The organism is Bradyrhizobium sp. (assembly GCF_035652035.1).
Taxonomy (GTDB): Bacteria; Pseudomonadota; Alphaproteobacteria; order Rhizobiales; family Xanthobacteraceae; genus Bradyrhizobium.
Genome location: NZ_DASREO010000072.1, coordinates 41,490 through 67,025, shown reverse-complemented (window position 1 = coordinate 67,025; position 25,536 = coordinate 41,490). Strand labels below are relative to the sequence as shown.

Here is a 25,536-nt window from a genome sequence, read left to right as displayed (position 1 = left end):
GGAGCCGCGCCCTTTGCGCGGCGTCTCGAAGGATGGGCCACATCGAGGCCTCAAGGGTTCTCCTGGCGATGCGGAAGCATCGTCCAGCGACGCGCCTATCTTTTTCGTGCCGTTCGCTAACGGCCTCGCTTACACTCGGCCTGCTCGGGCACAAGGGAAGTTCGATTCAATGGCCATCCTCGTCACGCGACCGCTCCCGGACGGCGAGACCACTGTCGGCGCCTTGCGCGCGAAGGGCTTTGACGCCTTGCTGGCGCCGATGCTGCGGTTCGAGCCGATCGCCTTCCACGACGATCGCGATGTGAAGTATGGTGCCGTGATCGTCACCAGCGCCAATGCGCTGCGCGCCATCGAAACGAGCCTGCAGGACAGCCCCTTGCTCAAGCTGCCGCTGTTTGCGGTCGGCGAGCGCACCGCGCAGGCCGCCCGCGCCGCCGGATTTGCCAACGTCATCTCGGCCGACAGCGATGCTTCGGGCCTGCGCGATCGCATTCTCGCAAGCGTCAAGGCCAAGGCGCTGAAGAAGACAAATCCGCTGCTTTATCTTGCCGGCGCCGACCTCGCCCGCGACCTGCCGGGTGAACTCGGCGAGCGCGGCTTTACCGTCGTGACGCAAACCACCTATCGCATGGTGCCGGTCGCCCACCTGCCCGAGGAAACCCGGAACGCCTTTGCCGCCGACAAGCTCGAAGCCGTGTTGCATTATTCGAGGCGCAGCGCGCGGGCCTTCATCGAGGCAGCTCGCGCCGCCGGGGTCGAAATATCGGCGCTTTCGTTGCCGCAATATTGTCTTTCGCCGGGTATTGCGACCGTTCTGCGCGACGCCGGGGCCGCCCAGGTCATCGTGGCGTCATCTCCGGACGAGAGCGCCTTATTTGGAGCGCTGGAATCGCAGTAGCGTTGGAATCGGCAACTTGCTAACCATCGCACGGAATCGACCAGGGAACCCGCATGGACGACAACAGGCCCGATGACCCCACGCCGTCGCCGGATTCGGGCCGGCCCAGGCGCGCGCCGCCGACCATCGATCTCGAGGCGTCGGAGGTAACGACGAAACCCGCTGAAGACGACGCAAGCCACAGCAGCGATGCGCCCCGGTCGGCTTTCCTCTCCTCCGCGGCGTTTCGCCCGTTCTGGGTTGCGGGCGCCACCGGCGCGGTCACCGCAGCGCTTGTGATCGCCGTCGCCTGGACCCTGGGTTGGCCGGGTGAACCGTCGCGGCCGATCGAGAACAACGTCAGCAATATCGAGGCGCTCGCCTCGCGGGTCGCCGATCTCGACGCGCGTACCTCGAAGCCGGCAGGTGCAGATCCCGCGCTCGTGTCGCGACTGGACGCGCAGGACAAGATGATCGCATCGCTGCGCAACGATGTGAGCAGCGCCCGCGCCCAATCGCAAAAGCTCGCCGCCGAGCTCGATGCGGTGAAATCGGCAAGCCCCGAGTCGGCCGCCGCGCCTGCGCCTGATCTTTCGGCGATCGAAGGACGGCTGTCCGAAATCGAGCGCGCCGTGCGTGCCGAGAGCGACAATCTCGCCCAGGCCACGAGCAAACCTGTCGACGACACGGCGCTGCGGCGGCTGGTGGTGGCGTCGATGCTGGAGATTTCGGTGCGGCAGGGTGAACCGTTCACCCAGGCCTTGAAAGCGGCGAAGGCGCTGGCGCCGGACCCGCAAATGCTCAAGCCGCTGGAGAATTTTGCCTCCTCAGGCGTGCCGAATCCGGCCAGTCTTTGCCGTGAGCTGTTGACGCTGGTGCCGAAGCTGGAGCCGCCACCGCCGCAAAGCGCCACGACCGGCACCGGCATTGTCGAGCACCTCAAGGCGGGTGCGGCAAAGCTTGTCCGCATCGAGCGGACCGATGCCGTCGGCAACGAGCGCGGCGCCATCGTCGCGCGCGTCACGGCAGCCGCCTTGCGCAACGACCTGCCCGAGACGCGGCGCGAACTGAATTCGCTCGATCCCACCGATCGCGCGCCTGCGCAAGGTTGGCTCGACAAGGCCGGCGAGCGGGATGCCGCGCTCGCCGCCTCCCGCCACTTCGCCACCGAGGCGATGGCGGCACTCGCCAAGCCCGCGCAATAAATACGAGTGGAGTGGATTTGATATTCGCTACCCCGCCAACCGCGCACTCGCAAAGCGAATGTCAAATCCTAAACTCCACTAGAATCCTATATTTGCTAGTGGCCCTTTTGATTCTAACATTCGCAAGAGTGGCGGCTGAGAAGGGATGCGAATGTTAGAATCGGGCCACTAGATGTACCGGATCATCCTCTTCCTGTTCTTGGTCGCGCTCGCGGCCTGGGGTGCGGCGTGGATCGCCGATCAGCCGGGCGACGTCGCATTTCAATGGGACGGCGGGCGGGCGCATGTCACGCCGCTGGCATTCGCGGTTGGATTTCTGATTGCCGTCGTCGCGGCCATGATTGCCTGGACGATCCTGCGCGGGCTGTGGCGGCTGCCGGAACGAATCCGCAAGTCAAATCGCGAACGGCGTCATGCGCGCGGCCGGCACGCGATCACGCAAGGGCTGCTCGCGATCGGCCACGGCGATTCCTTAGGTGCGCGGCTACATGCCGACGTCGCGCGCCGCCACGCCTCTAGCGATCCGCTGACGCTGTTGTTGCATGCGCAATCGGCCCAGCTCGACGGCAACCGCGCCGCCGCGCGCGAAGCGTTCCAGGCGATGGCAGCGCGCCAGGACACGCGGCTGCTCGGCCTGCGCGGCTTGTTCATCGAAGCGCAGCGCGCCGACGATGTGGTTGCGGCCGTCGCAATCGCCGAGGAAGCGCTGACGACGGCGCCATCCTCGACCTGGGCTTCGCAGGCGGTGCTCGGCTTCCGCTGCGCGCGCGGCGACTGGGTGGGCGCGCTCGCGATCCTCGAGACCAATCACGCCTCCGGCCTGATCGACAAGGACACGTATCGCCGTCAACGCGGCGTGCTGCTCACCGCGCGTGCGCTGGAACTCGAGACGATCGACCGCGATCAGTCGCGCGATGTCGTGGCGGAGGCGGTCAAACTTGCGCCGACGCTGGTGCCTGCTGCTGTGCTCGCCGCCAAATTCCAGAGCGAGGCGCATCAGATTCGCCGCGCCATGCGGATCGTCGAAGCGGCCTGGCTGGCGCAGCCGCATCCTGATCTTGCCGACGCCTACGCCCATGTGAAACTCGGCGATTCCGCGCGGGCGCGTCTGGTGCGGGTCGAGACGCTGGCGGCGAAAGCGCCCGGTCATCTCGAAGGCGCGCTGGCGGTTGCGCGCGCCGCGATCGACGCATCCGAGTTTGCGCGAGCGCGCGCGGCGCTCGAGCCGTTCATCGACGCGCCGACGCAGCGCGTGGCGATGCTGATGGCGGAGATCGAGCGCACCGAACATGGCGACAGCGGCAAGGCGCGAGCCTGGACGCTGCGGGCGGTGCGCGCGCTGCACGATCCGGTCTGGACCGCGGACGGTTACGTCTCCGACAAATGGCGGCCGGTGTCGCCGGTATCGGGCCGGCTCGATGCGTTTCAGTGGCAGACGCCGGTGGCAGCACTGCCGCCGACGGGCGGCGCGGTCGAGCCGTCGCCGTTCGAGCAGGCGATGCTGGCGGCAAGCCCGAAAATGGAGCCGGCAGGCGAGCCCGAGTCCGAGCCCAAGCCCGCGCCGCAAGTCGCGCACGATCAGGCTTCACATAACCAAGTCTCGCATGACCAACCCTCGCAAGACAGTGTCGCACAGGACAATGCGCCCGCGCCTGTCGATGTGGTTCCCTCGCCGCCGCCTTCGCCGCCCGCGCCGGCCGGGCAGGTGGCCGCTCCCGCGCCGATGTTCCGCACGCGCGCCGATATTCCTGCTCCCGGCGGGAAACCCGCTAGCTCGATCCCCGCCATCATTCCGATCGTCCGCCCGCCCGACGATCCCGGCGTCGACGATGGAACCGAGGTGGACGAATTCGCGGAGGCGCCCGTGCGCGGCGACCAGGAGGGCGGCTGGCGCGGCTTCATTTCCCGCATGCGCGGCTGATTCGATTGACCCCTCCCCCTCATTCTTCTTCACCTCCCCTGCAAGGGGGAGGTCGGCGCGCTCAGAAGCGCTCTTGCGTTTCGCGGCGAGCCGGGAGGGGGTCACGTTTTCTGTTCGTAGCGATTTCTGGCCAAATCTGGCTATTGAGATGACCCCAACCCTCCCCCTTCCAGGGGGAGGCGGCTCGCCCGTCGCCGCGCGGCCCGCCCTTTTCCTTGCCAAGCGGAGCGCTGCCCGATATCAGGTGCGGGCGTCTTCACCCGCCGGCAACAAAATGTCGCTATGCCGGAAGACGTCTTGAATCGCGGGAGCTGATGGTCCGCCGCAATAGCTCAGTTGGTAGAGCACGTCATTCGTAATGACGGGGTCGGGGGTTCGAGTCCCTCTTGCGGCACCACTGCTTAGCAGACGCGAACGGATCTTTGTTGGGCCTTTAGTGGCCGTCCTCAGGACTTCATACGAGACAGGCAAAACGGATCAGCCCGCGCGAGGGCGAGACACCGTCATCCTAGGTTCTCAAATTTCAACGTACAACTCTTCGGCTTCCTTGCGGATGAAATCAACTGGTGGTTCATTACCCTGATTTCATAAATTGTTGCTCAAGGTGGTTTCGATGGCGGTTAAGCGGAAGCCAGAGACGCTCTGGAAGCTGGTCGAGGCCCGGTGCATTCAGTTGGCCGACTCTGTATCCGGCGCCAGAATCGCGTTTCTGGTTGCCTTGAGTTGGTCCTTCATCTGGGCTTGGTCGCTCTACAGCGTGGACTTAGGATATCTGGTTGGTCTTCGAGACCGCTACGAGCATTATTTCGCTAGCTCGCTGACGCAACATCCGAGTAGCGAATTGAAGACTTGGTGCGCCCAGAATTCTCCAGGCGTCGCCAATGATGGAAATTTCTCGGACACCGAAAGAGGGCAGTTCTGCCAACAGCTGGCAAAGAATGCATTCGAATGGGTCGATAAGGCCTATCGCGAATCTACCCTTCTTTCGTTCCCCGGCGGCTTCGGCAAACTGTCCGTGTCTGACTTGGGGATCATCGGCCAGATCGGCATGCTGATCATTCTGCTTTGGCTTTATTTCGCGGCGCGCCGGGAAAATCACGCAATAAGAGCCATTGTCGACATGGATCCCGACGCGAGGAAACAAGACAGGTGGTTCCCGAAAACCTATGTGCTCTCCAGTCAGGACAGATATCTATCCGCAGAACACGTGGCCTACGCGTACCATTCGGTCGCTCAACGGTTCGTCTTTATATTTTCTCACCATACACGACCGTTGCTGCTGCTCACGCTACTTCTTCTCTTTATTCCTGCGATAGTTGCGTTCTGGAATCTGGGTACTGATATTCGGGACTTGGTCGCGCGTTTCCTCCAACCCGTGAATACGTCCATCTTGCTCCGAACTGTTTTCGAGGCGTTGCTCTTCATTTGCGTACTGCTGACGACCGTCAGGATCGCGCGCTCTGAGCTGGATACAAGCGTGCTTCTAAACGGATGGTATTTGGCGGCACGGGATGTCTGGATGGAAGAGTGGGATGAAACGACGCATGACCCAGCTCCCTCGGCTACGATTGACGTGTCCGCGCAGAAGGCAACAAAAAAGATCTGACATTTCGTTACCAGCCGACGGGCTTGAGTCTCCGTGCGAGATTGGCCTTCAGCCTGAAGTCAATTTATATAACGCCTGCGGTACCCTTCGCGCCACCGGTGCCCACGTTGCTGATTCGTCTTGCCGAAACATGCGCAGGCTCGGATACCGCGGGCTGTCATTGCGATCGAGCATCCAGCGCCGGTCCGGCAGGCGCGGCAAGAGCACCCGGTCAGGTCCAATTGTATTTCTGGGTCTTCTTTGCAAGCAGTCGCGACTTCATCCAAGAGTTTTTTGTTTGCCCAAACGCGCGCATGATCGCCGAGCTCGAATTCACGCCCAAATTTGCCATAGCTCACGAACCTGCATCGGCCGCCGCTGATGCATTGTTCAAGCCCGCGTTTCAGTCGAGAGTCGATCATTGCGTGCTCCGCCAAATTTTCTTTCGGCAGCAGACTTGGGCCTCAACACCTTGAGTTGATGGCTTTCCTTGATATCGGCGATATCGTCCGCCATTTTTTCAAACGCATCTAGCGCCTTGCGCTCGTCGGCAGGAAGACTCGCGCGGTCTGGCAGGTGCTTGAGCAGAACGACCATCGCATCGCTGATCCGCCCGAGCTGTCGGCCGTAGGTGCCGACCCGGCGGAGTATCTCGGCTTCTGTGTCCGGTGAGCCGGATTCGCCAAGGTTGATGGAGATCTGGTTTCCGCTCCACCAAGCGGTGATCGGGTTGATCCACTGACTGACGTCGCCGGAGAGGGGGAGTTTGAAAACGGACATGGAAATCTCCACAAAATGGAATGAACGCTCAAACTATCCTTACCTTGTCACATCCGTTCGATCGGGACCATACGTGCTTATCGCATGTTTGCGCCGGACTCGCGCCCAGGTTGATTTCGATTGTGGGCAAGCTGCGCTCGTTCTCGGCTCTAGGATGCTGCCGCCTCAAGCCGGATGAGGCCGAATGTGTCCGAGCAAGTCATTCCTGATGTTGTGCGCGGTCGACTCGCGCAGGGAGATATCATCCAGCGCGGCGCACGAACTGGTCGTGGCGGAGTGCCTGGTGGCGGCCAACCCGAGCGCTTCATTTCGCTCAGACGCGCCTCGCGTGATCTGGATCACATAACTATTCCAGGCGCTCTCATAGTTTCTCCCGCACCAGCAGCCAGGGGAGAAAGCCATGCGCCGTTTTGTTCTGATTGCAGCGATCGTTTTGACATCCGCGTCCGCGTGGGCGGACCAACCCCGGGGTCTGTCATTGGCCTCCAACAACGAGACGCCCGCGGCCGCGCAAGGGAGTGCGACTGAGGCGCCCCAAGCCGAAACCGCCAAGGTCGAAACGCCAAAGGATGAAGCATCCAAGGCGGACCCCGCCGGCAACGACGCCGCGCCCCAGCCGTCGAAAGCCGATCAGGTGACGCCCGATCACGCCAGGCCTGCCGCCGCCAAGACCGAAAGGCCAAAGGCTCGGCGGGACACGACCGAGGCTCGCGTGATCAACGAACTGCACCGTCACGGCATCTATTGGTAGAAGCCACGGCATGACGATCGGCCGGATCGGGTGCGACAATTGCACTCGGTCCGCACCTCAAAATCCGGCTGGATCTGTGAAGCCGTTCACACCCGGATTTCGCAATGAATTCTAGAACGACACCAGTGCGGCGAATTTAAAGTTCCTATCGGCGTTGCGGCAAGTTCGTATAGGAACTTCAAATTCAAGGCCGCCCTGGAATCGATAAGTTGCTCGAGCTCCTTTGATTCCGAAGTTCGCATCAGAGGTGCCGCGATATCTTGCGAACTTCGGAATCAGAGCTCGAGTATTTTTGCGGGAGGCGTCTGTGTTCCCATCAGTCAATGACGCAAATCGGAATTCCCGATCGGATTTCGGGTCCTGGCCGGCCATCGTCCGGCTCATCATCCTGGAAATTCTGGTGCTGCTCGCGCTGGCGGGCGCCTTTGTCTATTACCTGAACTGGTCGTCAGAGGTCGCCATGTCCGAATTCATGGCGGCGAGCAAAGCGCAGATTCATGCGGTCAGGGTCCATCCGTCCTGCGGCGATAGCGCCTGACGCGTTCTCCATTTCGCACCGTTCGCGGCCGACGCAGCGTCTTCACCTCTCCCTATGGGAGAGGGAGCAAACTTCCGCTCGGGTTACTTCCGTGCCTTCATGGTCGGCTGGCGTTACTTACTGCGACACCGTCTGCACGATGGTGTTCACCGGGCGGGCGCCTGCCACCGGCAGCTTGAGATCCTTGATCAACGCTTCGTCATATTCCGCGAGCGTCTGCATCGGCGCCCTCGGCCGCATCAGCACGACCTTGTAGCCGCCGGCCTTCAGCCGTCGCAGCAGTTCGGGCATTGCTTCCGCCGTATGCTTCTGGAAGTCGTGCATCAGGATGATGCCCTTGCCCTGCTTCTCCAGTTTGGTCATCACGGTGTTGACGATCTGCTCGGCGTTCTTGGCCCTGAAGTCGAAGGAGTCGAGGTCGCAAGAGAACATCGCGATGTTGCGCGTGCCGAGATAGGCCATCGCCGCCGGGTTATGCTGCAATTCCGGGAAGCGGAAGAACGGCGCGGGCGCGGTGCCAAGCGCGAACTTGACTGCGCTGTTGCCCTTTTCGATCTCGTCCTTGACGGTCTGCTCGGTCAGCTTCTTCGAGTTCAGATTGGCGTGCGACCAGGTGTGGGTGCCGACGGTGTGTCCGGCAGCAGCAACCTGCTTGAGAATTTCGGGATGATAGGTCGCGTGCTTGCCGATCGAGAAGAACACCGCCTTGGTGCATTCGTCGGCAAGCGCCTTCAGCACGGCCGGAGTGTTGCCCGGCCACGGACCGTCGTCGAAGGTCAGCACGACTTCCTTGTCGGCAAGAAAATCGATCTGCTTGAAGTGCTCGAAGCCGAAGCCCGGTCCGCCCGACGTATCGATTTCGACCACGCGGGATACACCAAGCGCATCGGGATTGGCGCAAGCCGCCTGCTTCGGCATCGGCGCGGGCGCCGGTGGCGCTTTGCTCGAAAGGCTGCCGGTCACTTCGATCGGGTCGCGGCTGGCTGCGGGCTTGGCCGGAGCGGGAAGCAGTGCGGGCGCTGCCTGGGCGGCAGCGACAGCTTGCGTTTTCGCCGAACTCCTTGCCGATGAGGTCCAGAACCAGCCACCGGTGGCGATCAACGCAGCCGCCACCACACTCATCAGCATCAGGCCCAACGCGTTACGCATGGTTACTCTTTCGTAAATACAAAAACGCTTAGTTTCCCCTTTATGAGTAAGAGTTGTTAACGCTCCCCAAACGCCGGGCCGTTTCCGCAACCTTCAAACGGCTTCCTGATGTCGCAGGCTCCAAGTCTTGACGCGTTTTCTTCACGCGAACCGGTACCCACCCGTCTCCGCCGGGGCTTCGCCGGGCCACTAACTCACTCGGCCGCCGAAGCTAAAGCGAAGGCGGTTTCGCTCGAAAACGCTATGAGTGACCGACATCACAGAGCTGGCGGCGAAAGCGGGGCATCCTCGAATTCATGAGCGCGCGCCAATCATTGGCGGGCGAGTGGGAGCCTCAAATGATCATGTCTTTTGCAAACGCGTTTCGCCGGACCGCATTGATGCTGATGGTTGCCGCGCCGGTCTCGTTGGTCGCAAGCACAGGCTTCGCCTACACGCTCGAGGCGCAGCAGATGTGCACCAGCGATGCCTTCCGTCTCTGCTCCGCCGACATTCCCAATATTCCGAAAATTACCGCCTGCATGGTCAGGCATCGCGCCGACCTCAGCCCCGGCTGCCGCGCGGTGATGGACCGCGACTTCGCCGCCCGGAAGTCACATACGGTTGCCGAAAAGTAAGTGCGACCGCAACCTGTGCAGCAATGGACGCATTGATCCAGCGCATTGACATCGCTGCCGGGGCGCACTTTACATGCCGGATATTTCAGCGATGAAGGCCTGGATCGATGTCGAGAACTTTGTTTGTCCTGTTGGGGCTTGCCGCGGCGCAAGCTTTCGCTCTGTCATCCGCTTCGGCGCAGCAAGGCCACGATGCCTGCGCGCGTGACGTGACGCGCTTCTGCCGTGCCCACATGGACGCTGGCGATTCGGTCGTGCTCGCGTGCCTGAAGCAGCATCGCGCCCGGCTCAGCCGGGCCTGCGACAAGGTCCTGACCGAGAACGGGCAGTAAGTTTCAAGTGCTGCTGCCTGCGGCCGCGGAAGCGACCGGCAGCACCTCGTGGGCCGTGCGATCGGGCGTTTCTTCCTTCCAGCGCACCGAACCGAACGGCCGCTCCAGCATGCGGCGGATGCGAACTGGATCGGGGCCGAGATGGAAATCCATCGCGCGCTGGTGCAGTTCGCGTTCGGATTGCGTCGAGCGACTACGCTGGCGCAGGTAATCGTGCCAGGTCGGACAATGATAACGTTCGGTCCATAGCTCGGGATCGGCGATGTCGCGCGCGATCGACCAGCCATAGGCGCCGTTGCGCTGCCGCGAGAGCTGGACGTCCTGCATGACATTGTGGAAGGCGCGCGCATTGTCCTGCGCCACGCGGTATTCGATCTCGACCACGAGCGGCCCGCTGCGCGCGGTCAGCGACAACTGCACCTCCGGATCGGCAAGCACTTCGGCGTCCTCGTTGCGCGCGCCGACCCGCGGCATTTTCAGCCAGAAGCCGAGCAGCGGCGAGAGCAGCATCAGGCCGGCGGATGCCAAGAGCGCGACCTCGACGCCGGCAGCGTCGGTCAGCCGCCCCCAGCCCCAACTTCCGATCGCTATGCCGCCGGAGATCGCGGCCTGGAAGATCGCGAGCGATCGTCCTGCCACCCAGCGCGGCGCCGACAACTGCACGCCGATATTGAACAGGGCGACCGCCAGCATCCAGGCTGCGCCGGCCACGACCAGCGCGGCCGCGGTGAGGACTTTTCCGTGGCTCAGCGCGACGGCTGCGATGGCGCCGCCCATGGAGATGGCGCAGGCGCGCACCGCAGCCTCGCCGCTCATGCGCTTGCGCACCTCGCTGATATTGAGCGCGCCGATCACCGCGCCCATGCCGAACGCACCCAGCATGATGCCGTAGGTCTGCGCGCCGCCATGCAGGAGATCGCGCGCCACCAGCGGCATCAGCGCCGAGATCGAGCCGCCGATCAGGCCGGTGACCAGTGTGCGGATCAGCACGATCTTGATCGACGGCGAATTGGCGATGTAGCGCACGCCAGAGACGATGGCGCGGTTGAGGCGCTCGCGCGGCAGCCGCGACGGCGCGCTCTCGCGGCGCCAGAGAAACAAGGCCGCCATCAGCGGCAGGTAAAGGATGGCGTTGGCGGCAAACGCCGCCATGGCGCCCGCGGTCGCAACGACGATGCCGCCGATCGCGGGTCCGAAACTTCGCGCGATGTTGTAGCTGATGCCGTTGAGCGCCACCGCGGCCGGCAGCATGTCGGCCGGCACCTGTTCGGTGACGGAGGATTGCCAGGCGGGACCGAGCAGCGCCATGCCGCTGCCGACGACGAAGCACAGCGCCAGGAGGCTGTTGGGCGTGACGAGGCCCATCCACGACAGCACCGTCAGCGCGGACGCCCCCGACAGCGCAATCACCAGTGCGACCAGCGAGACGATGCGGCGGTCATACATGTCGGCGATGGCGCCGGCCGGCATCGCGATCAGCATCACCGGCAGCATCAGCGCGGTCTGCACCAGCGCGACCTTGTCGGCGGACGAGGTCATCTGGGTCATCGCCCAGGCCGCGCCGACCGCCTGAATCAGCAGGCCGAGGTTGGACAACAGGCTGGCCGACCAGATCCGCCGGAACGCGATATGGCGCAGCGGCGCTGCAATACCGTCAGTGGCAAATACCGGGCGCTTGGACTGTTCGGTCGCGGTCTCTTCCATCGCGGGTGGCTCGATTCTCCAGAATACCCAGTGATGCCTGCTTGGCTCCGTGCCTGTCTAGTAGACAACGAAAAGCGCCCGGTTTGCGGCCAAGAAATACCCAAGATCATGCCGCGGTCACAATCTGCTGACGGCCCGGCTAGCCGGTCGGCGCGCCTTCGTGGCGTCTGGATTTTGAAGCTGGTATGCTTATCTGCTGAAGCACCCTTCAGTGGCTATTTTGCAAGGACGGCATCCGTGAGCATCGCCGAAACCTGGGATACGCCGGCCACGCGCCAGCGGCTGGTTCCTCCAAGTCCGCCACGGGCGCCGGAGAGCATGACGGCGTTGCAGCGGATGGCGAAGATGCGCGAAAGCGCGATCGGAACCTGGGGTCAGCGCGCCTACGAGGAAGACGTCGTTCGCGGCCGCTTCCTGTTCAATTCGAGCTTCATCCTCAATACGCCCGACGCGATCCGCCACGTGCTGGTCGACAATTATGAGAATTATTCGCGCACGCCGGCCGGTTTCCGCGTGCTGCGCCCGATGCTGGGCGAAGGCCTCCTGATCGCCGAAGGGAAGGCCTGGAAGCATCAGCGGCGCACGCTGTCGCCGGCCTTCACGCCGCGCGCGGTCTCGACCCTCATTCCTCACATGGTGGCGGCAACCGACGAGACGGTCGAGGACCTCAAGCGCCTCAGCAACGGCCCGGTCGACCTGCGCGAGAAGATGCAGCGCATGACGCTCGAGATCGCCGGCCGCACCATGTTCTCGTTCGGCATGGAACGCCATGGCGCGACCTTGCGCGATTTCGTGATGGACTATGGCGACCGGCTGGCGCGGCCGCATTTTCTCGACCTGGTGCTGCCGCGGGATTGGCCGGCGCCGCGGGATTTCGCGCGGGCGCGCTTCCGCAAGCGGTGGACGCAATTCGTCGCCATGCTGATCGCGGAACGCCGCGCCGCCGGAAAAGCTGCGGGCGCGCCGGCGCGCGATCTGTTCGACCTGATGGATGCGGCGCGCGACCCCGAGACCGGAGAGGCCTTCAGCGACGCGCAGCTCGGCGACGAGGTCGCGACCATGATTCTCGCCGGTCACGAGACCACGGCCACGGCGCTGTTCTGGTCGCTGTATCTGCTGGCGCTCGATCCGGTCGCGCAAGAGCAGTTGGCGAACGAGGCGCTGCAGGTCTCGGGAAATGGCGAGGCTGACCTCGATCGGTTGAAGTTCACCCGCGCCGTGGTCGACGAAACCATGCGGCTCTATCCACCGGCGTTCCTGATCGCGCGCTCCGCGCTGGGCCCGGATGAGTTCGCGGGCCTGTCGATCGGCAAGGGCGACGTCATCCTGATTGCGCCCTGGTTGTTGCATCGTCATGAAAAACTCTGGCGCGATCCGAACGCCTTCGTGCCCGAGCGCTTCATGGCGCCGGCGCCGCCGCCTGACCGTTTTGCATACTTGCCGTTCGGCGCCGGTCCACGGATTTGCATCGGCGCGCATTTCGCGCTGGTCGAGGCGACATTGGCGTTGGCGAAGATCATTGCGGCGTTCCGCGTCACGCTTGTGGACAAGATGCCGATCATGCCGATGGGCGTGGTGACGACACAGCCGGACCGTTCGCCGATGTTCCAGATCTCGCCGCGCTGAATCAGCTCCCGGAGTAGGGCCATTATCATGAGCGACCTGAAGGCCCAGTTTGCAACCTTGAAGACCATCGCCGATCCGGCTGTAGCGGACGCGATCGCGCGTCTGGTCGAGAACGGTCGGGATCACGAGCTCAACCGCGTCAACGCGCTGGAGTTCTCCAAGATCAACGGCCTCGACGAGGAGAAGGCGATCTCGGGATTCTTGCACGCCTCGCGGCTCGGCCTGTTCGACCTGACCTGGAACGTGCTTTGTCCCGGATGCAGCGGCGTGCTCGACGCCCATGACACGCTCAAATCGCTGCGCAGCGAAGACTACCATTGCGGGCTGTGCGCTTGCGGCTACGAGCCTTCCGTCGACGAGCAGGTGGAGGTCGCCTTCACCGTCAGCCCCAAGACCAGGCGCATCGCCGCCCACGATCCGAATAGCCTGCCGCTGTGGGAATACTACCAGCAGGTGTTCTGGAGCTCAGGGATCGATCTCGACAGGTCGACCTTCGGCGCGCTGACCGAAGAAGTGGCGCTGGATGCGCTGGAATTGCCGGCGAGCGAGCGCGCCGTGCTGTCGCTGCAACTGCCGGCGCAATTCGTCATCATTTTCGAGCCGGTGACGCATTCGGCGCATTTCATCGACGTACAGGGCGAGCCCACCAAGGAACGCCAGCAGCTGTCGCTGGTCTTCAACAAATCGCATCCGCCGACCGGCTCGATCACGCTCCGTCCCGGTCCCCTGCGGCTTTCGCTCGACAATCAGGCTGGCGTGCGGACGTTGCCGACCGTGTTCATTGCGGGTGACGGGCTGCATGCCATGCTCGGCAAGCGCCGGCCGTTCCTCACCGCCAAGCGCATGCTGTCCAACCAGACCTTCCGCGACGTGTTCAAGGCCGACCATCTCGACATCGACCAGCGGCTGAAGATCACCTCGCTCACGTTCCTGTTCACCGACCTCAAGGGTTCGACCGCGCTTTACGAACGCGTCGGCGATCTCGCGGCCTTCGACCTCGTGCGCGCGCATTTCCGCGCACTGCTCGGCATCATTGCGTCGGAGAAGGGCGCGGTAGTGAAAACGATTGGTGACGCCGTCATGGCCACCTTCGTCAAGCCGGAGCATGCGATTGCCGCTGGGCTCAAGATGCGCGCGGCCATGGATTCGCTGAACGCAGAGCGCGGCACCGACGATCTCGTGGTCAAGATCGGCATTCATGAAGGCCCGTGCCTTGCGGTGATGCTCAACGAGCGACAGGACTATTTCGGCCAGACCGTGAATATCGCAGCAAGGGTTCAGGGGCTTGCAACGTCAAAGTCGATCCACGCGACCGGCGGCGTGGTCGAGGTGCCCGCCGTCACCGCGATCCTGGCGGAGCAGGCGATCAAGCCGATCCAGAAGGAGGCGGCGCTGCGCGGCATCGCCGACAAGGTTCTGGTCTACGAAATACCTTAAGGAAAATAGCGGCAACATTGCCGAAAGGTAATCGGCGCGGGGAACGCGCGCCGATTGCACGCGTTCGTGTTCCACGCCATATAGTCCTCAAGCCAAGCTATCGAAACTCCAGGGACGATTGATGCTCGACGGACTGCGCAACTTCATCGCCGATGTGATGTCTCCCGCACATGAGCCCCGCGATCTCGACGATACCGGTTATCGTCTGGCTGCGACCGCGCTGCTCATTCACGTCATCTCGCTCGACGGCGAACCATCCGAGACCGAGAAGCGCAAGCTCCACAGCCTGATCGAGAGCAGCTTCGGGCTCGATCGGGGCGCCGCGGATAAACTGATCGCCTCTGCGACCCTGGTCGAGGGCGAGGCCGTCGACCTCTATCATTTCACCAGCGTCATCATGCGTTCGGTCGACGATGCCGGACGGCTGCGCATCGTCGAGATGATGTGGGAGCTCGTGTACGCCGACGGTCAGGTCAGCGAGTTCGAGGACAACGTGGTGTGGCGTGCGGCCGATTTGCTGGCCGTGTCCTCGCGTGACCGGATCGATCTCAAGCACCGCGTCGCTGCCAAACAACCCTCGGCCGTGTCAGGCAGCTAGAAGAGCCGCTTGGTATGTCGCCATCATCCCGGGCCTGTTGCCCGCCGGCTCATAAAAAAATCTTTAATGGAGCCTGCCGCATTGCTGCATGTTTCTGCGCCAGGCTGATTTCTCGCTGGATTGATGCCTGCGGAAGGTTCGAAATGCTTGCAGGTAGCCCGTAACCCGCCTAAGCCCTATTCGAGACGGCTGGGTTTCAATCTTTCAGGCAAGAACAATCGTGACTGAGCGAGTGACGCTGATTACGGGTGCCTCCGCGGGAATCGGCACCGACCTGGTGCGCGTTTTTGCTTCCAACGGTCATCGCGTGGCGATGGTGGCGCGCCGGGCGGATCGGCTGCAGGCTCTGGCCGCCGAGATCGTCGCCAAGGGCTTGCCCGCCCCGATCGCCATTCCGTGCGATCTCGAACAGGCGGATGCTGGCGACAAGGTCGCGGCGGCGTTGACCAATGCCGGCGTTGAGTGCGAATTCGTCGTCAACAATGCGGGCTTCGGTCTGTTCGGTCGCGCCGCCGAGCTCGACCGCAAGGAGCAGCTTGCGATGATCGCGGTGAATATCCGCGCGCTCACCGATCTGTCGCTGCGCTTTGCCGATTCCGTGATCCGAAACCGCGGTGGAATTCTCAACGTTGCTTCCATCGCCGGCTTTCTGCCCGGGCCCGGCATGGCGGTCTACTACGCCTCGAAGGCCTATGTGTTGTCGTTCACCGAGGCTTTGCGCGGGGAGCTCAATGGCAAGGGTGTCCGGGTCACCGCGCTGTGCCCGGGTCCGGTGCCGTCGGAATTTCAGACCCGCGCAGGTTTCGAGCCTGGACTGGATTCTGCCGTGCTCAACGTCTCTTCCGCCGAGGTCGCCGCGCAGGCCTATCAAGGCTTGATGGCCAACAAGCGCGCGGTGTTGCCGGGGCTCGGCATCAAGATCGTGCCGCTCATGCTGCGGCTGTTCCCGCGCGGATTCATCCTGGCCGCGGTCGCCCGCTTTCAGACGCGCCAGCGCTGAAGCGTGATGAGATTAGTTTCGAGTAATACGGTGATGACGGTGCTGTGCTCCTTCTCCCGTGGGGAGAGGGTTGGGGTGAGGGCATACGGTCTTTGATGAAAAACGACCCCCTCACCCGGATCGCTGTCGCGACATAGCCGAAGCCGTGACTTCGGCGTCCTTGTTTAAGAACGGCCGCCAAAGGCGGCCTACGCCTCTCCCTATGGAGAGGTGGGCTACCTGGACTCCATCGATTCAGTCAAATCTCATCGCGCTTTAGCGCTACACGGACTCATCAGAAATTAACGGTCTGTTGGCTACGATCGCAGGCTTGGAAGCTTGCGAGAAAGGTCGATGTCACCTTCCGCCAAACTGCCTGTTGTGCATGACGCGCCGTCAATTGCGGCGCAGGACTGGCCGGCGGCGCTTCTTCCGGTTCTGATCGTCCTGCACCAGGAAAACTCGACGCCGGGCCGCATCGGCAACGCGCTGCGGTCGCTTGGATACCGGCTCGACATCCGTCGCCCGCGATTTGGCGATTCCTTGCCGAAAACACTGTCAGCGCATGCCGGCGCCGTCATCTTCGGCGGTCCGATGAGCGCCAATGATCCCGACGACTATGTTCGCCGCGAGATCGACTGGATCGCGGTGCCACTGATTGAGCAGCGGCCGTTACTCGGAATTTGCCTCGGCGCGCAAATGCTGGCGATGCACCTCGGCGCGCGGGTGGCGCCGCATGCCGCGGGCCGGGTCGAGATGGGCTATTATCCGATCCGTCCCACTCCGGCCGGGCTGAAGCTGTGCACGCACTGGCCCAGCGAGGTCTATCACTGGCACCGGGAGGGATTTCAACGTCCCGCCGCTTGCGAGTTGCTGGCGGAAGGGGGTGACTTCCCCAACCAGGCGATTCGTTTCGGCAACGCTTTCGGCTTGCAATTTCATCCCGACGTGACCACCGCGATGATGCACCGCTGGACCACCTGCGGCGGCGATCGTCTGGGCATGCCGGGGGCCTATCCGCGCGAGCAGCATTTCGCCGGCCGCGCCCGCTACGACGTCGCCGAGCGCGCCTGGCTCAAGCACTTCCTCGATGGCTGGCTCGCCCGCGCGCCTGACGTCGCGATGGCGGAAGCGGCGGAGTAAGGCAGGAATTTAAGGTCCGCCTTCGCTCTTTGAGCTTCGGCGTGACAGCCTTCGCTACGAAAGTGGCTTGCCTGGCCGGCCTACGCCCGAGGGCTTCGGCGTGGCAGCCTTCGCTCACTTCGCTATCAGAGACTTTCCGGGCTTGCCCAGCCGTAGCTCGCGAAGCGAGCGAAGGCTGGTGGAGCCAGGCGGGATCGAACCGCCGACCTCGTCATTGCGAACGACGCGCTCTCCCAGCTGAGCTATGGCCCCAGATCGCCTGGTGGAAATCTCGCCGCGGCAAGAGATGGGAAACCGCCAGCAATCGCCGTCATTTACAATCCACGCCAAGGGCAAGTCAAGAACGGCGAAATCGCTGTTTTTTCCAGCCGCTGGGTGCCGTCGACCTGAAGTCCCTGCGCCACCAGTGGCGAGTTCGATCAGGGACTTCAGATCGGTAAAGCGGCACTAGAATCAATAAGTTTGCTAGTGCCCTTAACTGTCCGAAGCTCGTGAAAGGTGGGTGCAGAGGCGGTGCACGAACTTCGGAAAGTGGCCACTTGCCGGGAAGTTCCCTTGTTTGACCGGGGGGGAACCGATATCTAGCAGTACTTCACGATCACTTCGCGAGTAATTCCCGCCATGCGTGCCATTCTCGACATCGTCCTCATCGTTCTGGAGCTCTATGTCTGGCTCCTGATTGCGGCAGCCATTCTCTCCTGGCTGATCGCCTTCAACGTCGTGAATACGCGCAACCAGTTCGTCTCGATGGTGGCAGAGTTCCTCTATCGGATTACCGAGCCGCTGCTGGCGCCGATCCGCTCCGTCATGCCCAATCTCGGCGGGCTCGATATTTCACCGATCATCCTGATCCTGATCATCTACTTCATCGAGCGCGTCATTCAGTATTACATCTATCCAAACGTCTTCTGATCAAGCCTCAATGGCTGACCCCTGGCGCTATTCCGCCCAAGGGATCAGCATCGCGTTGCGCGTGACGCCGCGCGGCGGGCGCGACGATATCGATGGCATCGAGACGCTGGCTGACGGCCGCGATGTGCTCAAGGTGCGCGTTCGCGCCATAGCCGACGGCGGCGAGGCCAACCGCGCGGTATTGGAGCTTCTGGCGAAGGCGCTCCGCGTGCCAAAAGCCAGGTTGAAAATTCTGTCCGGGGCGACATCGCGTCTCAAGCAGGTTGCCGTCGATGGCGATCCGGAACAGCTAGGCGAAGCGTTGCGCAAGTTGATCGCGGCGAAGCAGGGAACGAAGCAATGACGGCGCAGATCATCGATGGAAAACGTATCGCCTCGGAACTCCGCGCGCAGGTGGCGAGCGAGGTCGCCCGGGTGAAGCGCGATCACGGATTGACGCCGGGGCTTGCGGTTGTCCTGGTCGGCAACGATCCGGCGAGCCAGGTCTATGTCCGCTCCAAGCACAAGCAGACACAGGAGGCCGGCATGGCGTCCTTCGAACACGTGCTGGGGGAAGACGTCGCCGAGGCCGATCTGCTGGCGCTGATCGCGCGGCTCAACCGCGATCCGCTGGTGCACGGCATCCTCGTGCAATTGCCGCTGCCGAAGACGATCAACACCGAGGCCGTCATCAAAGCGATCGATCCGGCCAAGGACGTCGACGGCCTGCATCCGAACAATGCCGGACGGCTTGCCGGAGGATTCTCCGCGCTGTCGCCTTGCACGCCGCTCGGCTGCATCATCTTGAGCAAGAGCGTGCATGCCTCGCTCGAGGGCATGAATGCAATCGTGATCGGCCGCTCCAACCTGGTCGGCCGGCCGCTGGTGCAGCTCCTGCTCAACGAGAACGCCACGGTGACGATCGCGCATTCGCGCTCGCGCGACCTTAAACACCTATGCGCCCGCGCCGATCTGGTTTACGCCGCGGTCGGCCGCCCCGAGATGGTGCGCGCCGACTGGATCAAGCCGGGCGCGACCGTGATCGACGTCGGCATCAACCGCCTGTCGGATGCCGGCGGCAAGACGCGCCTTGTCGGCGACGTTGCTTTTGCAGAAGTCTCAGGGGTTGCGGGCGCTATCACGCCGGTGCCGGGCGGCGTCGGCCAGATGACGGTGGCGTGTCTGCTGGTCAACACCTTGCGCGCGGCCTGCGCGATTGCGGGGCTGCCGAAGCCGGCGGTGTAAAGATGTCGTCATTGCGAGGAGCGTAAGCGACAAAGCAATCCAGCGTTTTCATTCAAAGAACTGGATTGCTTCGCCGGCGCTCGCAATGACGGTCTTATTTTTTCTTCGCTCGCGCGATGCCGTCCCCGATCAATTGGTGAGCTTCCTCGGCGCCGCCCCAGCGCAAGACCTTCACCCACTTGCCGGGCTCGAGATCCTTGTAGTGCTCGAAGAAGTGCTGGATCTGCTGCAAGGTGATATCGGGCAGATCGCTGTAGGTCCTGATCTTGTCGTAGCGCAGTGTCAGCTTCGACGACGGCACCGCGATGATCTTCTCGTCGCCGCCGGCTTCGTCCTCCATCAAGAGCACGCCGACCGGCCGCACGCTCATGACAGCGCCCGGCACGATGGCGCGGGTGCTGGCGATCAGCACGTCGCAAGGATCGCCGTCGTTCGACAGCGTATGCGGAATGAAGCCGTAATTGCCGGGATAGCGCATCGCCGTATACAGGAAGCGGTCGACCACCAGCGTGCCGGCCTCCTTGTCCATCTCGTATTTGATCGGCTCGCCGCCGACCGGCACTTCAATGATGACATTGACCTCGCGCGGCGGATCAACACCGATCGAAATTGCTTCAACGCGCATGGACGGCTCCGTGACTTTGACGACGCTAATATAAGCCGGACGGCGTCCCGCGCTTAGCTATTTGTTTGAGCAAAAGCCTAACGCGCACGGCCTAAGACCGTTCGGATACGAGGCTCAATGGAATGGAGTTCAGTTCGTCCAGGCGAAGGCGACCTTGTCGAGCGACTTGGGCCCGAACTTCTCCGAGGAACGCGCTACCATGCGGCCGCCCAGCGCGCGATAGAATTCCGTCGCCGGCTCGTTGTCGGACAGCGCCCAGATCACCATGCTCTTGAGGCCGCTCTGCATGAGATCGCGCCGGGCCGCTGAAAACAGGCGGCGGCCGAAGCCGAGGCCCTGGAATTCGGGGCGGAGATAAAGCTCGTAAATCTCGCCTTCGAAATGCAGGCTGCGTGCCCGGTTGCGTCCGTAATTGGCGTAGCCCGCGACCTTGTCGCCAAACACCAGCACGCTGACGCGGCTGCCTTTGCGGATCGCCGAATCCCACCATTGCGGGCCGCGACGGTTAATCAGCTTTTCCAGTTCGGCGCCGGGAATGATGCCCTGATAGGCCGCGCGCCATGCTTCGTCGTGTGTGGAAGCCACCGCAGCCGCGTCAGCAGCTTTGGCCGGTCGGACCTCGATCAGGGTTGTGCTCATGACCCGATCAAAGCAAGTCGGCGGCCTCCCTTCAAGGTCTATCGTTAATTATCGGTTAACCTGTGGATTTTCTGCATCAGTCGGCGTGCGGTTTTGTGCCGAAAATGGACAGCCAGGGAGTATTTGAGGTGGGATATTGCGGAATGGACGCCTAGGCTCAAGGTTCTTAACCTTCGAGATCACAGAACAAGGCGCAGGATTTGATTCGCCGTGAGCAACCGCGCGGATATCCATTTTGCGGCGCGGCCCCGAGGGTGCGGATGGCTTTGAGTCGGGCGCTTTTTGTGCCGTTTCTGCTGATCGCGCTGTGGCCGCAGGTCGGAGCCGCGCAGGACAGGTTCGGCCCGCAAGGCGCGGAAGCCGAGCCGAATCGCATGCAGGCCTGGCTGGTGCCGTCGCCCGATTCGAACACTGCTTCGCACGCGGTTCTGTTTCGCCCCTCAGGCGACGGCCCGTTCCGGCTGGCGGTGATTGCTCACGCATCAACTCAGAATACGCTGCTCCGCGCGATGATGCCGCAGCCGCAATACCGGCCGCTGGCAGCTCTGCTCGTCGCGCGGGGTTTTGCCGTGCTGGTGCCGGAGCGCCCGGGCCACGGCGCAACCGGCGGTAAATATCTCGAAGACCAGGATGGCTGCGACGGGGCGGATTACGTCCGCTCGGGCCGCGCCACCGCCGAGGAAATCGCGCGCGCCACGACGTACCTGCGCGGGCAATCCTTCATTCGCCGCGACGGCACGGTCATCATCGGGCATTCGGCCGGGGGATGGGGCGCGCTGGCGCTCGCGGGCGCCGATCCGGCCGAGGTTTCGGCCGTCATCGTCTTTGCGCCCGGCCGCGGCGGCCAGCCCAACGGCATTCCGGGCCAGATTTGCGCCCCGAACACACTGCTCACGGCGGCAAGCGAATTCGGCCATGGCGCGCGCGTTCCCGTCTGGTGGTTCGTTGCCGCCAATGACGGCTATTTCGCGCCGGATTTTTCCAAGAAGCTTGCGGATGCCTTCCGCGCTGGCGGCGACAAGGTCGATTTCCGTGTGCTGCCGGCTTACGAAAGTGAAGGCCACTGGATGGCCGAGACGGAGAATGGCGTGAAGGCTCTCGCCGGCGAACTCGATCGTGCTCTGAAGGGCGCGACGCTTCAGCCCGTCGCGCGGGCGAAGAAGCCGTGACAGTCTATTTCGCGGTCAAATATCTGCACGTGCTCGGCGCGATCGTCATTTTGGGCACCGGCAGCGGCATCGCGTTTTTTATGCTGATGGCGCATCAGAGCCGCGATGCCGCTTTTATCGCGCGCACGGCTGCGGTCGTCGTCATCGCCGACATGATCTTCACGCTGACGGCGGTGATCCTGCAGCCGATCAGCGGCGGACTCTTGATGATGATGTCCGCGACCAATTTCACCGAGCGCTGGCTGATGGTTTCGCTCGCTCTCTATGCCGTGGCCGGCGCGTTCTGGATTCCGGTCGTGTTCATGCAGATCGAGATGCGCAACCTGGCGCGAACCGCAGCTTCGAAGCGCGAGCCGCTGCCGCCGCGCTACTTTGCGCTTTTCCGCCGCTGGTTCGCCTTTGGCGTTCCCGGCTTCGGTTCGGTGATGATCATCCTCTGGCTGATGATCGCAAAACCCGTTTGAGGTCGAGGCATGTCACGCAAAATCCTGGTCGTCGGCGCTTCCGGCTTGATCGGCCGGTTCCTGACTGATGATTTGCGAGCCAAGGGCTTTCAAACCGTCGGGTTGGCACGAAAATTTTCGGCGGGTCAGGCCAAGAGTGCGCTCGATCTGGAGATGCCGATCATGGCGATGGATGCGGTAGCGCTCGCAAGCCTGCTGCGCGATCGCGCAATCGACGTCGTCGTCAATTGTCTCGGCGTCTTGCAGGATGGTCCCGGCAGCGACACCGCCGCCGTGCATCGCGATTTCGTTTCGCGGCTGCTGGATGCAATCAAAACGTCCGGCCGAACGATCCGCCTCGTTCACATTTCGATTCCGGGGGCGATCAAGGACGACCGCACGGCCTTCAGCCTCACCAAGCGCGAGGCGGAACGGATGATCGAAGCATCACACATCCCATACGCGATCTTGCGGCCCGGCTTCGTGATCGCGCCGGCCGCTTATGGCGGCAGCGCCATGGTGCGCGCGCTCGCCGCGCTGCCGATCAGGCTCTCAGTGGCCGACGCGCTGGTGTCGTTTCAGCCGGTCGCGGTGGAAGATATTTCCGCCACCATTGCGTGGCTCGCCTCGCGCGACACCGGCGACGCGGCGGCAAATGCCGTCACAAATTCGGTGACTTGGGACCTAATGCAGAAGCAGCCGGTGACTTTGGGCGATGTCATCGGGGCATTTCGCCGCTCGTTCGGCACGGATGACTGGCCGCGCATTCGCTTGCCTTCGTTCCTGCTCGATATCGGTGTGAAGCTGGCCGATCTCGCAAGCTGGCTTGGCTGGCAGTCGCCGATGCGTTCCACAGCAATGATCGAATTGCGCCGCGGCGTGACCGGCGATCCCGCGGCATGGATGAGCGCAAGCGGAATCGCGCCGGTCGAATTGGCCGATGCCGTACGGCGAGCTGCCACCATTCAGGACAAATGGTTTGCGCGGCTTTACTTGAGCAAGGCTTTGATCATCGCGAGCCTTGTCGTGTTCTGGAGCATTTCCGGCTTCATCGCGTTGTTCGTTTCCTATGACGCCGCAGCCGGCATCCTGCGTTCGCACCATTTCCCGCCGGCGCTGGTTGCACCGATCACGGTTTCGACCAGTCTGATGGACATGACGATCGGCGTGCTGATCGCCTTTCGACGCACCTGCGCTATCGGATTGGTCTGGGGAATTCTGGCCTCGCTCGGCTATATGCTTGGCGCTGCGATCCTCACCCCCGATCTCTGGATCGAGCCGCTCGGCGCGCTGGTCAAGACGGGGCCTGCGATCGTGCTGATGCTGGTCGCGCTCGCGATGCTGGATAACAGATAATGCTCCATCGCGTTTTCAAGCGAAGCATGCCCTCGGACTTGATCCGGGGGTGGGAACCGGTTCGCGTGAAGAAAACGCGTCAAAGATAGAGGCGAACGAAGTGAGCTGGTCCGACGACGATGTGATCCTCTATGACGGCGTCTGCGTGTTCTGTTCGCGTTGGATCCGTTTCATCGCAACGCGCGATCGCGACAAGCGCTTTCGCTTTACAGCCATCCAGTCGAAGTACGGCGCGCGGCTGGCGCGGGCCTTCGGCATCGATCCCATGGACCCCGACACCAACGCCGTCATCCACGGCGGCGTTGCATTTTTTAAATCGGATGCGGCGTTGACGGTGCTTTCGAACCTGCCGGGTTATCAGTGGACGCGGGTATTTTTCGCGGTGCCGGCGCCGCTGCGCAACGCGATCTATAATGTCGTTGCGCAAAACCGCTACAAGATTTTCGGCAAGTATGACGCGTGCTTTGTACCGGATGCCGACATGCGGGCCAGAGTGTTGGAATAAGCGTCCGCCGTCATTGCGAGCGAAGCGAAGCAATCCAGAATCATAAGTGCGGCGCCTGGATTGCTTCGTCGCAAATGCTCCTCGCAATGACGAAGTTACTTGCCGAGTGTAGCGGCTATGACCTCCCGCACCGCCCGTTCCCCCGAATCATGGGCGCCGTGGGCGGTGGAGAAGAAGTTCGGCGACGTGGCCTCGCCGGCAAAGAACAGTCTGTTATCGACGGGCGCGGCGAGCACCGCGCGTTTGCTCGCATGGTCCGGCAGGGCGTGCGAGTAGGAGCCGCGGGCGAAGGGGTCGTGCGCCCAGCGCGACTCCGTCAGCGGCTTCAGCTTGCGGCGGAAATCGTTGCCGACAAACGAGACGATCTCGTCGATCGCCTGCGCCGCGATCGCGCCGTCGCCGGCATCTTCCAGCGCCTGCGCGAAGCGGCCGCCGAAAAAGCCTTCGATGCACGGCTGCCCGAACGGCCGCAGGTGATACGTCCCCATCTCGCTGCGCATGGTCGCGCCGCGCAGGTTTCCGTCGACCGGCAGCAGTTCGGGTTCGTCGAGCGCCAGCATCACCTTGTCGGCGAGCCCCAGCGGCAGCTTCGATGCCGCATCGACTTTGTCCGGCAGCGCCGGGACAAAGCGGATCGCGCCCTCGGCAATCAAATTGGTCGGCACGGTGATGATGACCTTGTCGGCTGACAGCGTGCCTTGTGATGTTTCGATGCGCAGGCGCTTTGCGGAGTGGTCGATCAGCGTCACCGCGCAATTGAATGCGATCGGCAGCGCAGCGCCGTAAGCCTGCATCAGCGCGCCATAGCCGCGCCGCACCCGCCAATTGAGGTTGGTGTCTTCATAGGCGTCGAAGTCGAGAATCGACAGACGGTCGGTCTCGCAGCCGTTGATGTAGCTCGAGATCGCGTCGATCATCGGATTCCAGCGATTGCCGGCTTGCAGATAAAGATTGGCGGGATGGTCGACGCCGCCTTTCGCGGCTTCTTCCAAACGCTCGAAGAATTCATCGAGCGAACGGATGAAATCGGCGCGCTCCTCCGGCGGAAACGATTTGCCCCAGGCGCGCTCGCGCCATGGCGGCAGTTTTCTGTCGATCTCGAAATCAAGCGTTTCAGCGATTTTCACAAAGGCATTGTGATCGGCCGAGTGCAACCAGCCGCAGCCGAGATCGAAGGTCACATCAGGCGCGGCCATGATGGTGTGGCCGCGGCCGCCGACGCGATTCCGCGCTTCCAGCACGACGGACGAGAGACCGGCGCGCTTGAGCGCATGCGCGGCGCCAAGGCCCGCGGCGCCTGCGCCGATCACCGCGACGTCGATGGAGGAGGGGAGGGACATGCGTCAGGCTCTAGCACGTTCGCTATGGGTGCTAAAGACAGTCGATGCGTATGGCACCCATCGCGTCCGGACACGCTGCGG

Annotated in this window: 26 protein-coding genes and 2 tRNA genes; 21 read left to right on the top strand and 7 right to left on the bottom strand. The window is 62.9% G+C overall.

What is annotated here, in order from left to right; genetic code table 11:
- The first annotated feature begins 169 nt into the window (after positions 1-169).
- From VFB05_RS18290 to VFB05_RS18270, 5 genes are all read left to right on the top strand, one after another.
- Positions 170-898, top strand: a complete 729-nt coding sequence (locus VFB05_RS18290) for a uroporphyrinogen-III synthase (RefSeq protein ID WP_325014586.1) — start codon at positions 170-172, stop codon at positions 896-898.
- 53 nt (positions 899-951) lie between these two features.
- Positions 952-2,082 carry a hypothetical protein gene (locus VFB05_RS18285; RefSeq protein ID WP_325014584.1) on the top strand — a complete coding sequence of 377 codons (1,131 nt, stop codon included), beginning with the start codon at positions 952-954 and terminating at the stop codon, positions 2,080-2,082.
- A gap of 172 nt (positions 2,083-2,254) precedes the next feature.
- Positions 2,255-4,003, top strand: a complete 1,749-nt coding sequence (locus VFB05_RS18280; RefSeq protein WP_325014582.1) for a heme biosynthesis protein HemY — start codon at positions 2,255-2,257, stop codon at positions 4,001-4,003.
- Between the two features lie 321 nt (positions 4,004-4,324).
- Positions 4,325-4,400 (top strand) — tRNA-Thr (locus VFB05_RS18275).
- A gap of 216 nt (positions 4,401-4,616) precedes the next feature.
- Entirely contained in the window at positions 4,617-5,609 is a 993-nt protein-coding gene (locus VFB05_RS18270; protein WP_325014580.1) for a hypothetical protein, read from the top strand.
- Positions 5,610-5,978: 369 nt separating this feature from the next.
- Here VFB05_RS18270 and VFB05_RS18265 read toward each other — a convergent pair whose 3' ends face one another.
- Positions 5,979-6,368: a hypothetical protein gene (locus VFB05_RS18265; RefSeq protein ID WP_325014578.1), complete on the bottom strand. Its 390-nt coding sequence runs from the start codon at positions 6,366-6,368 to the stop codon at positions 5,979-5,981.
- A gap of 400 nt (positions 6,369-6,768) precedes the next feature.
- On the opposite strand from VFB05_RS18265, the gene VFB05_RS18260 reads away from it, so the two are divergent.
- Together VFB05_RS18260 and VFB05_RS18255 are read left to right on the top strand one after the other, a co-directional pair.
- Complete coding sequence (locus tag VFB05_RS18260) at positions 6,769-7,119, top strand: hypothetical protein (protein ID WP_325014576.1); 351 nt, start codon at positions 6,769-6,771, stop codon at positions 7,117-7,119.
- A gap of 307 nt (positions 7,120-7,426) precedes the next feature.
- Entirely contained in the window at positions 7,427-7,657 is a 231-nt protein-coding gene (locus tag VFB05_RS18255) for a hypothetical protein (RefSeq protein WP_325014574.1), read from the top strand.
- Positions 7,658-7,774: 117 nt separating this feature from the next.
- Here VFB05_RS18255 and VFB05_RS18250 read toward each other — a convergent pair whose 3' ends face one another.
- Complete coding sequence (locus tag VFB05_RS18250) at positions 7,775-8,806, bottom strand: polysaccharide deacetylase family protein (RefSeq protein ID WP_325014572.1); 1,032 nt, start codon at positions 8,804-8,806, stop codon at positions 7,775-7,777.
- 338 nt (positions 8,807-9,144) lie between these two features.
- Between VFB05_RS18250 and VFB05_RS18245 the strand changes: the two genes are divergently transcribed.
- A complete protein-coding gene (locus VFB05_RS18245) occupies positions 9,145-9,423 on the top strand; it encodes a hypothetical protein (RefSeq protein ID WP_414643215.1) in 279 nt (92 codons plus the stop codon).
- A gap of 107 nt (positions 9,424-9,530) precedes the next feature.
- On the top strand, positions 9,531-9,755 hold the full coding sequence (locus VFB05_RS18240; protein WP_325014570.1) for a hypothetical protein: 225 nt from the start codon (positions 9,531-9,533) through the stop codon (positions 9,753-9,755).
- 3 nt (positions 9,756-9,758) lie between these two features.
- On the opposite strand, the gene VFB05_RS18235 is transcribed toward VFB05_RS18240, so the two are convergent.
- A complete protein-coding gene (locus tag VFB05_RS18235) occupies positions 9,759-11,459 on the bottom strand; it encodes an MFS transporter (protein WP_325014568.1) in 1,701 nt (566 codons plus the stop codon).
- A gap of 237 nt (positions 11,460-11,696) precedes the next feature.
- Between VFB05_RS18235 and VFB05_RS18230 the strand changes: the two genes are divergently transcribed.
- The 5 genes from VFB05_RS18230 (at position 11,697) to VFB05_RS18210 (ending at position 17,242) form a co-directional block, all read left to right on the top strand.
- Positions 11,697-13,085 (top strand): cytochrome P450, encoded by a 1,389-nt coding sequence (locus VFB05_RS18230; RefSeq protein ID WP_325014566.1) that lies wholly within the window; start codon positions 11,697-11,699, stop codon positions 13,083-13,085.
- A 27-nt stretch (positions 13,086-13,112) separates the two neighbouring features.
- Positions 13,113-14,522: an adenylate/guanylate cyclase domain-containing protein gene (locus VFB05_RS18225; RefSeq protein ID WP_325014564.1), complete on the top strand. Its 1,410-nt coding sequence runs from the start codon at positions 13,113-13,115 to the stop codon at positions 14,520-14,522.
- A 121-nt stretch (positions 14,523-14,643) separates the two neighbouring features.
- On the top strand, positions 14,644-15,120 hold the full coding sequence (locus tag VFB05_RS18220) for a TerB family tellurite resistance protein (RefSeq protein ID WP_325014562.1): 477 nt from the start codon (positions 14,644-14,646) through the stop codon (positions 15,118-15,120).
- Between the two features lie 220 nt (positions 15,121-15,340).
- Entirely contained in the window at positions 15,341-16,120 is a 780-nt protein-coding gene (locus VFB05_RS18215) for an SDR family oxidoreductase (RefSeq protein WP_325014560.1), read from the top strand.
- Between the two features lie 333 nt (positions 16,121-16,453).
- A complete protein-coding gene (locus VFB05_RS18210; RefSeq protein ID WP_325014557.1) occupies positions 16,454-17,242 on the top strand; it encodes a glutamine amidotransferase in 789 nt (262 codons plus the stop codon).
- Positions 17,243-17,418: 176 nt separating this feature from the next.
- On the opposite strand, the gene VFB05_RS18205 is transcribed toward VFB05_RS18210, so the two are convergent.
- A tRNA-Ala gene (locus tag VFB05_RS18205) sits at positions 17,419-17,494 on the bottom strand.
- A gap of 369 nt (positions 17,495-17,863) precedes the next feature.
- On the opposite strand from VFB05_RS18205, the gene VFB05_RS18200 reads away from it, so the two are divergent.
- From VFB05_RS18200 to folD, 3 genes are read left to right on the top strand one after another with little or no spacing between them, the layout of a single operon-like run.
- The gene (locus tag VFB05_RS18200) at positions 17,864-18,154 is read left to right on the top strand and encodes a YggT family protein (protein ID WP_325014555.1); all 291 of its coding nucleotides are present in this window, start codon (positions 17,864-17,866) and stop codon (positions 18,152-18,154) included.
- Between the two features lie 10 nt (positions 18,155-18,164).
- Positions 18,165-18,497 carry a DUF167 domain-containing protein gene (locus VFB05_RS18195; protein ID WP_325014553.1) on the top strand — a complete coding sequence of 111 codons (333 nt, stop codon included), beginning with the start codon at positions 18,165-18,167 and terminating at the stop codon, positions 18,495-18,497.
- A complete protein-coding gene (folD, locus tag VFB05_RS18190; RefSeq protein WP_325014551.1) occupies positions 18,494-19,378 on the top strand; it encodes a bifunctional methylenetetrahydrofolate dehydrogenase/methenyltetrahydrofolate cyclohydrolase FolD in 885 nt (294 codons plus the stop codon). Before VFB05_RS18195 ends, folD begins: the two co-directional genes overlap by 4 nt.
- 94 nt (positions 19,379-19,472) lie before the next feature.
- Here folD and ppa read toward each other — a convergent pair whose 3' ends face one another.
- A complete protein-coding gene (gene ppa / locus VFB05_RS18185; protein WP_325014549.1) occupies positions 19,473-20,003 on the bottom strand; it encodes an inorganic diphosphatase in 531 nt (176 codons plus the stop codon).
- Between the two features lie 129 nt (positions 20,004-20,132).
- On the bottom strand, positions 20,133-20,642 hold the full coding sequence (locus tag VFB05_RS18180; RefSeq protein WP_298112278.1) for a GNAT family N-acetyltransferase: 510 nt from the start codon (positions 20,640-20,642) through the stop codon (positions 20,133-20,135).
- A 260-nt stretch (positions 20,643-20,902) separates the two neighbouring features.
- On the opposite strand from VFB05_RS18180, the gene VFB05_RS18175 reads away from it, so the two are divergent.
- From VFB05_RS18175 to VFB05_RS18160, 4 genes are all read left to right on the top strand, one after another.
- Positions 20,903-21,811: an alpha/beta hydrolase family protein gene (locus tag VFB05_RS18175; protein WP_325014545.1), complete on the top strand. Its 909-nt coding sequence runs from the start codon at positions 20,903-20,905 to the stop codon at positions 21,809-21,811.
- Positions 21,808-22,275 (top strand): DUF2269 domain-containing protein, encoded by a 468-nt coding sequence (locus VFB05_RS18170; RefSeq protein WP_325014543.1) that lies wholly within the window; start codon positions 21,808-21,810, stop codon positions 22,273-22,275. The genes VFB05_RS18175 and VFB05_RS18170 overlap by 4 nt, the downstream gene beginning before the upstream one ends.
- Positions 22,276-22,284: 9 nt before the next feature.
- On the top strand, positions 22,285-23,610 hold the full coding sequence (locus tag VFB05_RS18165; RefSeq protein ID WP_325014541.1) for an SDR family oxidoreductase: 1,326 nt from the start codon (positions 22,285-22,287) through the stop codon (positions 23,608-23,610).
- Positions 23,611-23,710: 100 nt separating this feature from the next.
- Entirely contained in the window at positions 23,711-24,115 is a 405-nt protein-coding gene (locus VFB05_RS18160) for a thiol-disulfide oxidoreductase DCC family protein (RefSeq protein WP_325014539.1), read from the top strand.
- A 95-nt stretch (positions 24,116-24,210) separates the two neighbouring features.
- On the opposite strand, the gene VFB05_RS18155 is transcribed toward VFB05_RS18160, so the two are convergent.
- On the bottom strand, positions 24,211-25,455 hold the full coding sequence (locus VFB05_RS18155; protein ID WP_325014536.1) for an NAD(P)/FAD-dependent oxidoreductase: 1,245 nt from the start codon (positions 25,453-25,455) through the stop codon (positions 24,211-24,213).
- Positions 25,456-25,536: the final 81 nt, after the last annotated feature.

Coding starts and splice junctions, on each gene's coding strand:
- VFB05_RS18265 (WP_325014578.1), bottom strand. CDS start 6,368: ATGTCCGTTTTCAAACTCCCCCTCTCCGGCGACGTCAGTCAGTGGATC.
- VFB05_RS18235 (WP_325014568.1), bottom strand. CDS start 11,459: ATGGAAGAGACCGCGACCGAACAGTCCAAGCGCCCGGTATTTGCCACT.
- VFB05_RS18200 (WP_325014555.1), top strand. CDS start 17,864: ATGCGTGCCATTCTCGACATCGTCCTCATCGTTCTGGAGCTCTATGTC.
- VFB05_RS18280 (WP_325014582.1), top strand. CDS start 2,255: ATGTACCGGATCATCCTCTTCCTGTTCTTGGTCGCGCTCGCGGCCTGG.
- VFB05_RS18155 (WP_325014536.1), bottom strand. CDS start 25,455: ATGTCCCTCCCCTCCTCCATCGACGTCGCGGTGATCGGCGCAGGCGCC.
- VFB05_RS18195 (WP_325014553.1), top strand. CDS start 18,165: ATGGCTGACCCCTGGCGCTATTCCGCCCAAGGGATCAGCATCGCGTTG.
- VFB05_RS18250 (WP_325014572.1), bottom strand. CDS start 8,806: ATGCGTAACGCGTTGGGCCTGATGCTGATGAGTGTGGTGGCGGCTGCG.
- VFB05_RS18220 (WP_325014562.1), top strand. CDS start 14,644: ATGCTCGACGGACTGCGCAACTTCATCGCCGATGTGATGTCTCCCGCA.
- VFB05_RS18290 (WP_325014586.1), top strand. CDS start 170: ATGGCCATCCTCGTCACGCGACCGCTCCCGGACGGCGAGACCACTGTC.
- VFB05_RS18260 (WP_325014576.1), top strand. CDS start 6,769: ATGCGCCGTTTTGTTCTGATTGCAGCGATCGTTTTGACATCCGCGTCC.
- ppa (WP_325014549.1), bottom strand. CDS start 20,003: ATGCGCGTTGAAGCAATTTCGATCGGTGTTGATCCGCCGCGCGAGGTC.
- VFB05_RS18165 (WP_325014541.1), top strand. CDS start 22,285: ATGTCACGCAAAATCCTGGTCGTCGGCGCTTCCGGCTTGATCGGCCGG.
- VFB05_RS18270 (WP_325014580.1), top strand. CDS start 4,617: ATGGCGGTTAAGCGGAAGCCAGAGACGCTCTGGAAGCTGGTCGAGGCC.
- VFB05_RS18245 (WP_414643215.1), top strand. CDS start 9,145: ATGATCATGTCTTTTGCAAACGCGTTTCGCCGGACCGCATTGATGCTG.
- VFB05_RS18175 (WP_325014545.1), top strand. CDS start 20,903: ATGGCTTTGAGTCGGGCGCTTTTTGTGCCGTTTCTGCTGATCGCGCTG.
- VFB05_RS18285 (WP_325014584.1), top strand. CDS start 952: ATGGACGACAACAGGCCCGATGACCCCACGCCGTCGCCGGATTCGGGC.
- VFB05_RS18225 (WP_325014564.1), top strand. CDS start 13,113: ATGAGCGACCTGAAGGCCCAGTTTGCAACCTTGAAGACCATCGCCGAT.
- VFB05_RS18240 (WP_325014570.1), top strand. CDS start 9,531: ATGTCGAGAACTTTGTTTGTCCTGTTGGGGCTTGCCGCGGCGCAAGCT.
- VFB05_RS18180 (WP_298112278.1), bottom strand. CDS start 20,642: ATGAGCACAACCCTGATCGAGGTCCGACCGGCCAAAGCTGCTGACGCG.
- VFB05_RS18210 (WP_325014557.1), top strand. CDS start 16,454: ATGTCACCTTCCGCCAAACTGCCTGTTGTGCATGACGCGCCGTCAATT.
- folD (WP_325014551.1), top strand. CDS start 18,494: ATGACGGCGCAGATCATCGATGGAAAACGTATCGCCTCGGAACTCCGC.